Source organism: Pseudoduganella dura (assembly GCF_009727155.1).
Taxonomy (GTDB): domain Bacteria; phylum Pseudomonadota; class Gammaproteobacteria; order Burkholderiales; family Burkholderiaceae_D; genus Rugamonas; species Rugamonas dura.
In genome coordinates this window covers 4,776,872-4,789,241 of sequence record NZ_WNWM01000002.1, presented here as the reverse complement: position 1 = coordinate 4,789,241, position 12,370 = coordinate 4,776,872, and the positions used below count along the sequence as shown (strand labels likewise).

Below are 12,370 nucleotides of genomic sequence, written 5' to 3'. Positions count from 1 at the left end.
TATCAAAGAGTTAGTCTAACTGGACTGGAGGCTGTCGCCTGGTAGCGACAAAACCGGTCCAAACCGCCCGCCATATTGATTCTTATGGGAAATATAATCTTATCGTAATTTGCAAGTCATTGATTCAGCTAGGATTTTAAGACCTGGCACGGCGATTGCATATAGTTGAGCAACGTCTCATGGCGTTCCTTAAACTACGATGGAGATTCTTACCATGACGAACACCAAACTGATCGCCTCCCTGCTGGCCGCTGCTTCCCTGTCCTTCGGTACCGCCGCTTTCGCTGCCGAACCACAACAGGATGCCGCCATGGCAGGCGCTGCCGCCGCTTCCGGCGACACCGCACTGACCTCCAAGGTCAAGGCTGCGCTGGCCGACCAGAAGCAGATCGGTGTTTCCGCCGCTCAAGGCGTAGTGACGCTGACCGGTTCCGTACCGAGCACGGATGAAGGCACCAAGGCCATCCAGGCCGCTTCCGCTGTCGAAGGCGTGAAGGAAGTGAAGAGCGAACTGACCGTCGCATCCAAGTAACCATCACAGGAAAGATTCATACCGAATTCAGTCCCGGAGCTGGGACTGCATGGAAGTAGTAGTACCGTGGTAAGTAGCATCTGAGAGTAGCAGAAGTACCTCCCCTTCCAGCGGGCGCACGCAAGTGTTGCCCGCTTTTTTTTGCTTACGGCAAACATTGCCGAAAACCGGGGTCTGACCCCGACTTTTGGAAACATTACTGAAAACCGGGGTCTGACCCCAGTTTTTGGCGAGGGTTTTTGGCAATGTTGTTGGAGAAGATCGAAAAAAACGGCCCGAAGGCCGTTTCGTATTGCTGGAACAATTTCCGATCAGGACAGATTCTCGAGCCGGATCTTGGTCACGTTGCCCAGCACGGTCGGCAGGCCTTCCATGCGGGCGATCGCGGCCAGCACTTTCTTTTCCTGGGTCTGGTGCGTCAGCATGATGATGTCGGCCTGGATTTCGCCTTCTCCCGGCTCCTTCTGCATCATCGCGTCGATCGAGATGCCGCTGTCGGCCAGGATGCGGGTCAGGTCGGCCAGCACGCCGGGCTGGTCGGCCACGCGCATGCGCAGGTAGTAGCTGGTGGTGATCTCGGCCATCGGCAGGATCGCGATGTCGGCCAGCTCGTCCGGCTGGAACGCCAGGTGCGGCACGCGGTGTTCCGGGTCGGCGGTGGCCAGGCGCGTGATGTCGACCAGGTCGGCGATCACGGCCGAGGCGGTCGGTTCGGCGCCGGCGCCCTTGCCGTAGTACAGCGTGGCGCCGACCGCATCGCCGTGCACCAGCACGGCGTTCATCGCGCCTTCGACGTTGGCGATCAGGCGCTTGGCCGGGATCAGCGTGGGGTGCACGCGCAGTTCGATGCCTTCGACACCGTCGACGCGGGCGCGCTTGGCGATGCCGAGCAGCTTGATGCGGTAGCCCAGCTGCTCGGCATAGCGGATGTCCACCGCCTCGAGCCTGGCGATGCCTTCCACGTGCGCCTTGGCGAACTGCACCGGAATGCCGAACGCGATGGCCGACAGGATCGTGGCCTTGTGCGCCGCATCCACGCCTTCGATGTCGAACGTCGGGTCGGCCTCGGCATAGCCGAGGGCCTGCGCCTGCTTCAGCACCGTGTCGAAGTCCAGGCCCTTGTCGCGCATTTCGGAAAGGATGAAGTTCGTGGTGCCGTTGATGATGCCGGCCAGCCATTGCACGCGGTTCGCCGTGAGGCCTTCGCGCAGCGCCTTGATGATGGGAATGCCGCCGGCGACGGCCGCCTCGAACGCCACCATCACGCCTTTTGCCTGGGCCGCCTTGAAGATCTCGTTGCCGTGCACGGCCAGCAGCGCCTTGTTGGCGGTGACCACGTGCTTGCCGTTCTCGATCGCGCGCATGACGAGCTCGAGCGCCGTGTCGTAGCCGCCGATCAGTTCGACGACGATGTCGATCGACGGATCGTTGACGATGTCGAACGGGTCGGCCACCACTTTCACCTCGCCATTGGTGCGCAGCCTTGCGCGCTCGAGGTTACGGGCCGAGACGGCCACCACTTCGATGCCGCGGCCGGCGCGGCGGCGGATTTCTTCCTGGTTGCGTTTCAGGACATCGAAGGTACCGCCTCCGACATTGCCCACGCCCAGCAAACCTACTTTGATCGAGTTCATGTTTCCAGTTTCATAGCTGGCGCGCCGCTTGCCGCCGCGCGCCGGGTTGATCGGTCAGCCGTGTCCCTTGCCTGTGTCCACCCGGTTGTGGCCCCTGGCCATGCCCACCCGGTCATGGGCTTCGGTCATGGCCCACAGTCATGGCCCTCGGCTATATCCCTCAGTTATGTCCATGCCTGCGGCGATAGCCTTCGAGGAAGCGGGAAATGCGCCCGAAAGCTTCGGTCATGTCGTCCGTGTTGGGCAGGAACACGACCCGGAAGTGGTCCGGCGCGATCCAGTTGAAACCCGTGCCCTGGACGATCAGGACCTTGGTCTCGGCCAGCAGGTCGTAGGCGAACTGCTGGTCATCCGCGATCGGGTAGATCTTCGGATCTAGGCGGGGGAACATGTACAGCGCCGCCTTCGGTTTCACCACGCTGACGCCGGGGATATCCGTCAACAGCTTGTAGGCGAGATCGCGCTGCTTGAGCAGGCGCCCGCCGGGGCCGACCAGGTCGTGGATGCTCTGGTAGCCGCCGAGCGCAGTCTGGATCGCAAACTGGCCCGGCGCATTGGCGCACAGGCGCATCGAGGCGAGCATGTTCAGCCCCTCGATGTAGTCCTTCGCGTGCCGCTTTTCGCCCGAGACGACCATCCAGCCGGCCCGGTAACCGCAGGCGCGGTAATTTTTCGACAGGCCGTTGAACGTCACGCACAGCACGTCCTCGCACAGCGAGGCGATCGAAGTATGCTGCGCGCCGTCGTACAGCACCTTGTCGTAGATTTCGTCGGCGTAGATGATCAGCTGGTGCTGGCGTGCCAGCTCGATGATCTGCAGCAGCACCTCGTCCGGGTACAGCGCGCCGGTGGGGTTGTTCGGATTGATGACGACGATCGCGCGCGTGTTCGGCGTGATCTTCTTGCGGATGTCGTCGATATCCGGAAACCAGTCCTGCTGCTCGTCGCAGATGTAGTGCACCGGGCGGCCGCCGGACAGGCTGACCGCCGCGGTCCACAGCGGATAGTCGGGCGCCGGCACCAGCACTTCGTCGCCGTTGTTGAGCAGCGCGTTCATCGACATCACGATCAGCTCCGAGGCGCCGTTGCCCAGGTAGATGTCCTCGATCGACACGCCGGCGATGTTCTTGCCCTGCGTATAGTGCATCACCGCCTTGCGCGGCGCGAACATACCTTTCGAATCCGTGTAGCCGGCCGCGTTCGGCAACTGGATCTTCATGTCCTGCACGATCTCGTCGGGCGGATCGAAGCCGAACACGGCAAGGTTGCCGATGTTGAGCTTGGTAATCTTGTGGCCCTCTTCCTCCATCTGGCGTGCCTTTTCAGGCACCGGCCCACGGATTTCATAACAGACTTCTGCCAGCTTGTTCGATTTCTGAATCGGTCGCAAAATCAATCCCCGAAAGTACTAACGCATCAATGCAATGCTGCATTGCGAAAAAACCCATTCTGCCGAATAAAGTTCGATTAGGCAACCGCGGGCGGCCGCGGCAGCGGGCAAAACCCGACTTCAGATGGCAAAACGTTACAATAGGGCCCCTTGCGACCAGATTTACGAGCGACACGATGAAGCTCCATTCCAGCGATACCCAGCAATACCAGACCGTCACCGGCTATTTCGCCGGCGGCGTGGAGATCAATGCCAAGCCCTTCGACTACAGCCTGCTGGTGTTGCCCGAAAAGGCGCCGCAGCCGTGGCCCGTGGCGCGGTTCGCCGACCTGACGGTGGAACATTTCGAGCACTTGCTGTCCGAAGCGCCGGATGTCGTCATCCTCGGCACCGGCGAGCGCCAGCGCTTCGTGCATCCGCGCCTGTCCGCACCGCTGACGTCGCGCCGCATCGGCGTCGAGTGCATGGATACCAATGCCGCCTGCCGCACCTACAATATCCTGATGGGCGAGGGGCGCAAGGCGTTGCTCGCCCTCATCGTCGAAAAAGATGCGGAAAAAGATGCGGAAGAGAAAGTGGTACGGGATGCCCCGGCACCGGCGCAGTCCTGACCGCCCTTGATTCCCGGCATATTGCCGCAATATTCCAATCGCATCGGACATTTTTCCGCGCCGATGCGCACCCCAGCCTTCCAGGAGAAAACAGCGTGGCCGATAGCCCCGATCTTCCGCAAACCGCCGCCCCCGTATCCGACTTTTCCGCCGCGATGACGAGCGGCCAGACTTTCACGCTGGCCGGACGCCCGGCGCAGGCCACCGTGCTGTTCTTCTACCCGAAGGACAACACACCCGGCTGCACGACGGAAAACATGGCCTTTCGCGACCTGCACGAGCAGTTCAAGGCGGCCGGGGTGGAAATCTACGGCATCAGCCGCGATTCGCTGCGTTCGCACGAAAGTTTCAAGGCCAAGCTCGGACTGCCTTTCGAACTGATCTCCGATCCCGACGAAGCGGTATGCCAGGCGTTCGGCGTGATGAAGCAGAAGAAGATGTACGGCAAGGAAGTGCGGGGCGTCGAGCGCAGTACGTTTGTCATTGACGCCCAAGGGAGGTTGGTGAAAGAATGGCGTGGCGTGAAAGTACCCGGTCACGTCGATGAAGTGCTGGAATTTGTAGCGCGCCGGGGCTAGCCATCGAGCTCGGCGTGTGCATTCCGGTCAACCGAATTTCGGTCAACCCCAATGGATGTACTTGTAGCCAGATTTTGAGTCAACAGCGTTCTCCTCTCCTCATCGTAGTTTCCCCCGCAGCCACCCCTGCGGCTTCGCTACCCGGGCACCCTGCTGCCCTCTCGGCATCCACTGTATTCCCTACCGACCTGTCACCGTGGCCGATGCCGGCCGCGAGGGACTTTTTTTAAGACGAGATCCTGATGCCACTGCCAAAACTGCCCACCAAGCCGGCCACCCTGCTGCTGGCAAAAGATTACCCCAAGGCGAGCGGCGCCAATCCGGTACCGTTCCCCGAACACGATGAAGTACCGCAGAAGAAATCCACGCGCGGCAAGTCCACCGAGATCCTGGACACCGTGACGCCGACCGTGCTGGCCGAGGCGCTGCCGCCGGTGCCGCCGAAGAAGACCGCGCGCAAGGGCACCGCGAAGACTGTCGCACCGGTGCCCACCGTGGCCGCCGCTGCTACCGCCGCCGTTGCCGCCCCTGTGGCCGATCCTGCGCCGCTGTCCGCGCCGGTAGCGGCCAAGGTGGCTTATCCGGCTGCTCCTGCTGCCACTGCCTCTGCCGCCGCCCCCGCCGTTGCCGCCGAACCCGCGACGGCCAAGGCGCCGCGCGCCAAGGTCACGCCGATCAAGGCCGAGGCACCGCATCCGGCCAAGCACAAGCCGGTGGAAGTGACCATCAAGTCGTCGACCAGCCGCCATGCCGACCAGATCGGCGGCACCAAGCTGTTCGTGCTCGACACGAACGTGCTGATGCACGACCCGACATCGCTGTTCCGTTTCGAGGAACACGATGTGTACCTGCCGATGATGACGCTGGAAGAGCTGGACAACCACAAGAAGGGCATGTCCGAAGTGGCGCGCAATGCACGCCAGGTATCGCGCACGCTCGACGGCTTGGTGGCCAACACGGACGATGACGCCATCGAACAGGGCATCCCGCTGTCGAAGCTGGGCAACAAGGATGCCAAGGGCCGCCTGTTCTTCCAGACCCGGCTGCAGATCGCCGACCTGCCGGAAGGCCTGCCACAGGGCAAGGCCGACAACCAGATCCTGGCCGTGGTGCGCTCGCTCGAAGCGGACCAGCCGGGCCGTGCCGTGGTGCTGGTGTCGAAGGACATCAACATGCGCATCAAGGCGCGCGCGCTGGGCCTGCCCGCCGAGGATTATTTCAACGACCACGTGCTGGAAGATACCGACCTGCTGTACTCGGGCATCGTGCAGCTGCCGGACGACTTCTGGAACAAGCACGGCAAGGACATGGAGTCGTGGCAGGAAAACAAGAACGGCTACAGCACCACGTACTACCGCGTGACCGGGCCGTTCGTGCCGTCGATGCTGGTCAACCAGTTCGTGTACCTGGAACCGAACAACGGCGAAGCGTCGTTCTACGGCCAGGTCAAGCAGCTGAACGGCAAGACGGCGGTGATCCGCGTGCTGCGCGACTACTCGCACAACAAGAACAATGTGTGGGGCGTTACCGCGCGCAACCGCGAGCAGAATTTCGCGCTGAACCTGCTGATGGATCCGGAATGCGACTTCGTCACGCTGCTGGGCCAGGCGGGTACCGGTAAAACGCTGCTGGCGCTGGCTTCCGGCCTGGCCCAGGTGCTGGAGACCAAGCTGTACAACGAGATCATCGTTACCCGCGTGACGGTGCCGGTGGGCGAGGATATCGGCTTCCTGCCGGGTACCGAGGAAGAAAAGATGAGCCCGTGGATGGGCGCGTTCGACGACAACCTCGAGGTGCTGAACAAGTCCGACAACGACGCCGGCGAATGGGGCCGCGCGGCAACGCAGGACCTGATCCGCTCGCGCATCAAGATCAAGTCGCTGAACTTCATGCGCGGCCGCACGTTCGTCAACAAGTTCCTGATCATCGACGAGGCGCAGAACCTGACGCCGAAGCAGATCAAGACGCTGGTGACGCGCGCCGGCCCGGGCACCAAGATCCTCTGCCTCGGCAACATCGCCCAGATCGATACGCCATACCTGACGGAAGGCTCGAGCGGCCTGACCTACGTGGTCGACCGCTTCAAGGGCTGGGCGCACAGCGGCCACGTCACGCTGGCGCGCGGCGAACGCTCCCGCCTCGCCGACCACGCGAGCGACGTGCTGTAAGCACCTCCCGCTCCGCCAAAGCCCCGCCCGCGCAAGCCGGCGGGGCTTTTTTTTGCCCGATAACATTGCCAAAAACCGGGGTCTGACCCCAATTTTTGGAAATATTTCCTGAAACGGGCGGTCCGGCGATCCGGTCTGACCCCGGTTCCAGGAAACTTATTGCTTCCGCTTCAGGTAGCTGCGCAGCCCGTGCGTGAGGACGAGCGGGAAGACGCTGGCGTGATCCTCGTCGGCGAATACCTTGACGGTGCTCGTCAGGCCGGGGTAGCGGTGCGCTGCCAGGGCACCGTGGAAGTCGCGCAGGTCGGCGACCATGTCGAATCTTTCCTCGGCGCGGGAGCGCGTCTTGCCGGGGGCCAGGGTTTCGCGGCTGCCGATGCCGAAGAAGATGGACGCCGGCATGTCCCGGTGCCCGGCGGCGTAGGCCTTTTCGCGGTCGAACATCACGCCCCGGTCGTACCACAACGACGGGCTGCCGAGGATGTAGTGGTCGAACGTGTCGGGGCGCGTCAGCAATATCTGCAAGCCGAGCAGGCTGCCGTACGAATGGCCGACGAAGATCTTGCGGTCCATGTCGGCGCGGTATTGCCTGGCGATGAGCGGAAAGACTTCCGTGGCGATGAAGCGCCCGTACGCGGCGGCCTCGCCGAATGCCTGCTGGCGGCCGGGCATGTCCGACCGGTCGCCGCCATTGCGCGACACGGTCGGCGTGTAATCGCGGCGGCGGCTGTAATTGCCGCTCTCCCCGTTGGCGTATGACAAGCCGACCACGATCACTTCTTCCAGCCCGGCGTGCTTGTGCAAACGCGAGGCGATGCTGCGCGCGACAGGGAACGCATAGTTGGCGTCGGTGATGAAGACCACCGGATAGCGGCGGCCGGAGGTGGCATACGAGTCGGGCAATGCCACGAAGAGCTGGTAGTCGCGATGCAGCGCGGCGGCGCGGATGTCGCGCACTTCGGTATTCTCGAGCACATAGGGCACAAGCGGGGGCGCAAGCGGCGGCGGCACTGGCGCCGCGGTGGTCACGGCGCATGCGCACAGCGCCATCATGGTATGAAAGAACTGCTTCAAGTCGATCCTCCGTGGTTTGGACAGCCGATTCTGCCGCGCCGCGCCGCGGACGCCGACCAGCGTGGGATGGAATACCGTTTCCAGGGGACGGCCACGCCCGGCGGCCCACGGGGCGCTGGTATACTTTCCGCCGATGACCACGCCTTCTCCCCGCTCCTTCCCGATTCCGAAACCGGCCGCCAGAACGGTGATCCTCAGTGCGCTGGTCTGGACGGCGATCAGCGCGCTGGGCGCCCTGCAGACCTACAGCGACAACCTGCGCACCGGCGTGGCCAGCCGCTATCCGGTGCTGCTGGCGACCTGGTTCATCGAATACGCGATCCCGCTGATGGTGCTTTCCGCGGTGCTCGTCACGGCGCTGGGGCGCTGGCCGGTACTGGTGGCGCGCCCGCGCAGCGTGGTCGCCCTGTTCGTCGGCCTCGTGCTGCTGTTCCAGCCGGCGCAATGGCTGTACATCGCCTGGCTGCGCGATTACCTCGACGTGGCCAGCCTCGACGATGCGCGCCGCCTGCTGATGAAGATGCTGCTGGTGGGCTGGTTCACCACCACCGCCACGTTCGCCGCGATCCTGGCGATCCATTACTGGCGGCAGGCGAAGGACCGCGAACTGGCCTGGCAGCGCGCCCAGAACGACATGCTGAACCTGCGCCTGCAGCTGGAAGAACAGCGCATGCTGGCGTTGCGCGCGCAGCTCGAACCCCATTTCCTGTTCAACGCGCTCAACGCGATCAGCGCGCTGGTGCGCGCCGGCGACAAGCCGGTGGCCCTGGCCGGCATCGGCCGCCTCAGCACGCTGCTGCGCTATGCGCTGGCGGCCAGCACGGACCAGACGGCCACGCTGGCGGCGGAGCTGCAGTTCGTGCGCGATTATCTCGACCTGCAGCGCCTGCGCTACGGGGCCCGGCTGCGCATATCGATCGAAGGCGCCGACGACGCGCTGCTGCACGATGTCGACTGCCCGCCCCTGTCGCTGCAGCCGCTGATCGAGAACGCGCTGCGCCACGACCTCGATTGCCACGACGGCCCCGGCGACATCACGCTGACATTCGCCCGCGATGGCGGCGAGATGGTGGTTACCGTGACCAACCCGGTCAGCGCGCAGGCGTCGCCCAATCCCGGTGCCGGGCTGGGCCTGGCCAACACGCGCGACCGGCTGCGGCGCCAGACGCCCGGCGCCTCGCTGCGCGCAGGCGTACGCGACGATCGATTCGTGGCCGAAGTGCGCCTGCCGCTCGCGGCGCAGGGCTGACGATGCCGGTACGCTACCTGATCGTCGACGACGAAGAACCCGGTCGCATCAATTTGCGCCTCGCACTGGCCGATTACCCGGACTGGCAGCTGGTTGCCGAATGCGACGGCAACGCGGCGGCGCGTGCCGCCCTGGCGCGCCACGACGTCGACGTGATCTTCCTCGATGTGCAGATGCCCGGAGAAACCGGGCTGGTGCTGGCGCGCGAGCTGGCATGCCTGTGCGAGCCGCCGCTGATCGTGTTCGTGACCGCGTTCAGCGCGCACGCGGTCGATGCGTTCGAGGTGCATGCGCTCGATTACCTGCTCAAGCCGCTGGACGATACACGTCTCGCCCACGCCGTGGAACGCGCCGCGGCGATGCTGCGCCAGCGCCAGCGCGAAGCCTACGGTGCCGCGCTGCGCGACTATGCCGTGGCCGGGGCCGCGCCCTATCCCGAGCGCATCGGCGTACGCTCGGTCGGGCGCATCGAGCAGGTGGTCGTCGACGAGATCCTGTGGATGGAAGCGGCCGGCAACTACGTCGAACTGCACCTGCCGGCACGCACCGTGCTGCACCGGATCACGCTCAACCGGCTGGAGGCCCTGCTCGATCCGGCCCGCTTCCTGCGCGTGCACCGCGGCGCGATCGTGCGCCGTGACCAGATCGCCAGCCTGGCCACCGGCGGCGAAGGCAGCCACCGCCTGGCACTGCGCTGCGGCGGCGTGGTGCCGGTCAGCGGCAGCTACCTGGCGGCGCTGAAGGCGGCGATGGCGTTTTGAAGGTCCGTCTTGAAGCTCCGCCGTGAAACCCCGCCCTGGAGTTCCCGCCCTGGAACGCCGCTTTGAAGCTCGATAGTGACGAAGTGGCGGCTCGCCGGGATGGCCCGGCTGTCCGAAACCGCGGGTGCCGCCTATACTTTCCCGGTCCCTTGCAGATTCCGGAGAACATGTTGAAACGCCCGTTCAAATGCCTGCCGCTTTTCCTGGCACTGGCCTCCCCCGCATTCGCCGCCGACAATGCAACGCGCCTGCGCGCCGTTGTCGATGCCGCCATCGGCCCTCTGATGGCCGAGCATGGCGTGCCCGGCATGGCGGTCGGCATCATCGTCGACGGCCAGCCGGCGGTGTTCAATTACGGTGTCGCCTCGAAGGAGCACGGCACGCCGGTCGGTCCGGAGACGCTGTTCGAGCTGGGCTCGATCAGCAAGACGTTCACCGCCACGCTGGCAGCCTATGCGCAGGCGCAGGGCAAGCTGGGGTGGGAGGACCATCCCGGCAAGTACGTGCCGCAGCTGGCTGGCAGCGCCGTCGACCGGGCCACGCTGCGCGAACTCGGCACCTACACGGCGGGCGGCCTGCCGCTGCAGTTTCCCGACGACGTGACGAACGAGATCGACTGGCTGCGCCAGTGGCAGGCGGCGGCCCCGCCCGGCACGCAGCGCCGCTACTCCAACCCCAGCATCGGTCTGCTGGGCCACGTGGCGGCGCGCGCGCTGGGGCAGGATTTCGGCACCGCCGTCGAGACCCGGCTGTTCCCCGGCTTCGGCATGCGGCACAGCCATGTGAAGGTGCCGGCCGCCGCGATGGCGAACTATGCGTGGGGCTACAATGGCGACGGCAGGCCGGTGCGGGTCAACCCGGGCGCGTTCGATGCGGAAGCCTATGGCGTCAAGTCGACGGCGACCGACATGCTGCGCTTCCTGCAGGCCAATATCGATCCCGGCCGGCTGGAAACGCCGCTGCGCCAGGCGGTGGCCGCCACCCACGTCGGTTACTTCGACATGGGCCCGATGGTGCAGGGGCTGGGCTGGGAGCAGTATCCGTATCCGGTCGCGCTGGAGCGCCTGGTGGCCGGCAATTCGCCGAAGATGAGCCGGGAAGCCAATCCCGCCAAGCCGATCGCCCCGGGCTCCTTGCCGGCCGCGCCGGTACTGTTCAACAAGACCGGCTCCACCGGCGGCTTCGGCGCCTACGCGGCATTCGTGCCGGCCCGGAAGATCGGCATCGTGATGCTGGCCAACAAGGCCTATCCGAACGAGGCGCGGGTGAAGGCGGCGCATGCGATCCTCACACAGCTGGGCCAGCCGGTGCCCTAGCCCTCCTCAGGCGGGTGTTCGCTTGACCTTCCCCCGGTGGGAAGGGTTACAGTACGCCATCGCCATTCGAGGAGTCACCATGTACGAACTGCAGGTTGAAAACATGAGCTGCGGCCATTGCGTCGCGGCCGTCACGAAAGCCGTCAAGGCGCTCGACGGCAATGCGCAGGTCGATGTCGACCTGGCCGGCAAGGCGGTGAAGGTACAGTCCGATGCGGCGCTCGATGCCGTCCGGGCGGCGATCGCCGATGCCGGCTATGCGGTCAGCGCCGCCCGCTGAAGGTTATTTCTCCAGCTCGGGATAGCGGCGGAAGATCCCTTCCTCGTTGAAGGGAATGCGCCGCTTCGACTTCAGGTAGGCGGCGATGTTCGGCCGCTGCCGCACCGCCTCGCACAGCGCCGCCAGCCGCGGCAATTCCGGCTCCAGCTGCGCCATCGTTTTCGGGAATGCGTAGCGCAGGCCCTCCACCAGCTGGAACAGCGACAGGTCCACGTAGGTCAGCTTCGCGCCGACGGCGAAATTTCCCCGCGCCGGATTGGACGCCAGCACGTGCTCGAAGTAGCCGAGGAATTTCGGCATCCGCTCGGCGCGAAACACCTTCGAGCGCGCCTTCGCTTCCCGCTTCTGCTCTTCGTAATAGCTGTTCACCGAGATCGGGTGGTGCGTATCGTGCGCTTCGGCCACGATGTCGGCGATCGTCAGCTGCAGCCCGTTGCACAGCAGCCTGCCCTTCTCGCTGCGCGGGGCGAGGCCATGGCGGGCTCCCAGGAACTGCAGGATATTGGCGGCCTGCCCGATCAGCAGTTCGCCCGCGCGCAGCACCGGCGGTGCGAACGCGGGCTGCGGCTCGCGCCGGAAATCGAGCACCGCTTCGATCTGCGGCATGCCCGACTTGAGCCGGCCGACATCGCGGTACGGCACGCCGGCTTCTTCCAGCGCCAGCCGCACGAATTCTCCGCGGCCCTGGATCGTGGGCCAGTAATACAGGATATAGGGTTCCACAGCATCTCCTGACAATGGGGTCGCGGGCATTCTAGCCCGGCCGTGAGGCAGGCG

12 protein-coding genes are annotated in these 12,370 nt (G+C 64.7%); 8 read left to right on the top strand and 4 right to left on the bottom strand.

Annotated features, from left to right (window positions below; translation table 11 throughout):
• Positions 1–214 precede the first annotated feature (214 nt).
• Positions 215–532, top strand: coding sequence for a BON domain-containing protein (locus tag GJV26_RS20945; protein WP_155710667.1), 318 nt, complete (start codon positions 215–217; stop codon positions 530–532).
• A 311-nt stretch (positions 533–843) separates the two neighbouring features.
• On the opposite strand, the gene GJV26_RS20940 is transcribed toward GJV26_RS20945, so the two are convergent.
• Both GJV26_RS20940 and GJV26_RS20935 read right to left on the bottom strand, forming a co-directional pair.
• Positions 844–2,166: a homoserine dehydrogenase gene (locus tag GJV26_RS20940; RefSeq protein WP_155710666.1), complete on the bottom strand. Its 1,323-nt coding sequence runs from the start codon at positions 2,164–2,166 to the stop codon at positions 844–846.
• Positions 2,167–2,326: 160 nt separating this feature from the next.
• Entirely contained in the window at positions 2,327–3,556 is a 1,230-nt protein-coding gene (locus GJV26_RS20935) for a pyridoxal phosphate-dependent aminotransferase (RefSeq protein WP_155710665.1), read from the bottom strand.
• Positions 3,557–3,732: 176 nt separating this feature from the next.
• Here GJV26_RS20935 and GJV26_RS20930 point away from each other — a divergent pair, with 176 nt between their 5' ends.
• The 3 genes from GJV26_RS20930 to GJV26_RS20920 all read left to right on the top strand — a co-directional run bounded on the left by GJV26_RS20930 (position 3,733) and on the right by GJV26_RS20920 (position 6,913).
• Positions 3,733–4,167 (top strand): Mth938-like domain-containing protein, encoded by a 435-nt coding sequence (locus GJV26_RS20930; RefSeq protein ID WP_155710664.1) that lies wholly within the window; start codon positions 3,733–3,735, stop codon positions 4,165–4,167.
• A gap of 95 nt (positions 4,168–4,262) precedes the next feature.
• A complete protein-coding gene (locus GJV26_RS20925; RefSeq protein WP_189441987.1) occupies positions 4,263–4,745 on the top strand; it encodes a peroxiredoxin in 483 nt (160 codons plus the stop codon).
• 242 nt (positions 4,746–4,987) lie between these two features.
• On the top strand, positions 4,988–6,913 hold the full coding sequence (locus GJV26_RS20920; RefSeq protein ID WP_155710663.1) for a PhoH family protein: 1,926 nt from the start codon (positions 4,988–4,990) through the stop codon (positions 6,911–6,913).
• A 156-nt stretch (positions 6,914–7,069) separates the two neighbouring features.
• Here GJV26_RS20920 and GJV26_RS20915 read toward each other — a convergent pair whose 3' ends face one another.
• Positions 7,070–7,987 (bottom strand): alpha/beta hydrolase, encoded by a 918-nt coding sequence (locus GJV26_RS20915; RefSeq protein ID WP_229419376.1) that lies wholly within the window; start codon positions 7,985–7,987, stop codon positions 7,070–7,072.
• 133 nt (positions 7,988–8,120) lie between these two features.
• Here GJV26_RS20915 and GJV26_RS20910 point away from each other — a divergent pair, with 133 nt between their 5' ends.
• The 4 genes from GJV26_RS20910 (at position 8,121) to GJV26_RS20895 (ending at position 11,593) form a co-directional block, all read left to right on the top strand.
• Positions 8,121–9,236, top strand: coding sequence for a sensor histidine kinase (locus GJV26_RS20910; protein WP_155710662.1), 1,116 nt, complete (start codon positions 8,121–8,123; stop codon positions 9,234–9,236).
• A gap of 2 nt (positions 9,237–9,238) precedes the next feature.
• A complete protein-coding gene (locus tag GJV26_RS20905) occupies positions 9,239–9,997 on the top strand; it encodes a LytR/AlgR family response regulator transcription factor (protein ID WP_155710661.1) in 759 nt (252 codons plus the stop codon).
• Positions 9,998–10,164: 167 nt separating this feature from the next.
• The gene (gene ampC, locus GJV26_RS20900) at positions 10,165–11,313 is read left to right on the top strand and encodes a class C beta-lactamase (RefSeq protein WP_155710660.1); all 1,149 of its coding nucleotides are present in this window, start codon (positions 10,165–10,167) and stop codon (positions 11,311–11,313) included.
• Between the two features lie 79 nt (positions 11,314–11,392).
• Positions 11,393–11,593, top strand: coding sequence for a heavy-metal-associated domain-containing protein (locus GJV26_RS20895; protein ID WP_155710659.1), 201 nt, complete (start codon positions 11,393–11,395; stop codon positions 11,591–11,593).
• Between the two features lie 3 nt (positions 11,594–11,596).
• On the opposite strand, the gene GJV26_RS20890 is transcribed toward GJV26_RS20895, so the two are convergent.
• On the bottom strand, positions 11,597–12,346 hold the full coding sequence (locus GJV26_RS20890) for a glutathione S-transferase (RefSeq protein WP_155710658.1): 750 nt from the start codon (positions 12,344–12,346) through the stop codon (positions 11,597–11,599).
• Between the last annotated feature and the right edge of the window lie 24 nt (positions 12,347–12,370).

Bases quoted from the DNA above. Each gene is read 5' to 3' on its own strand.
- GJV26_RS20945 (WP_155710667.1), top strand. From the start codon at position 215: ATGACGAACACCAAACTGATCGCCTCCCTGCTGGCCGCTGCTTCCCTG.
- GJV26_RS20940 (WP_155710666.1), bottom strand. From the start codon at position 2,166: ATGAACTCGATCAAAGTAGGTTTGCTGGGCGTGGGCAATGTCGGAGGC.
- GJV26_RS20930 (WP_155710664.1), top strand. From the start codon at position 3,733: ATGAAGCTCCATTCCAGCGATACCCAGCAATACCAGACCGTCACCGGC.
- GJV26_RS20920 (WP_155710663.1), top strand. From the start codon at position 4,988: ATGCCACTGCCAAAACTGCCCACCAAGCCGGCCACCCTGCTGCTGGCA.
- GJV26_RS20910 (WP_155710662.1), top strand. From the start codon at position 8,121: ATGACCACGCCTTCTCCCCGCTCCTTCCCGATTCCGAAACCGGCCGCC.
- GJV26_RS20905 (WP_155710661.1), top strand. From the start codon at position 9,239: ATGCCGGTACGCTACCTGATCGTCGACGACGAAGAACCCGGTCGCATC.
- ampC (WP_155710660.1), top strand. From the start codon at position 10,165: ATGTTGAAACGCCCGTTCAAATGCCTGCCGCTTTTCCTGGCACTGGCC.
- GJV26_RS20895 (WP_155710659.1), top strand. From the start codon at position 11,393: ATGTACGAACTGCAGGTTGAAAACATGAGCTGCGGCCATTGCGTCGCG.
- GJV26_RS20890 (WP_155710658.1), bottom strand. From the start codon at position 12,346: ATGCCCGCGACCCCATTGTCAGGAGATGCTGTGGAACCCTATATCCTG.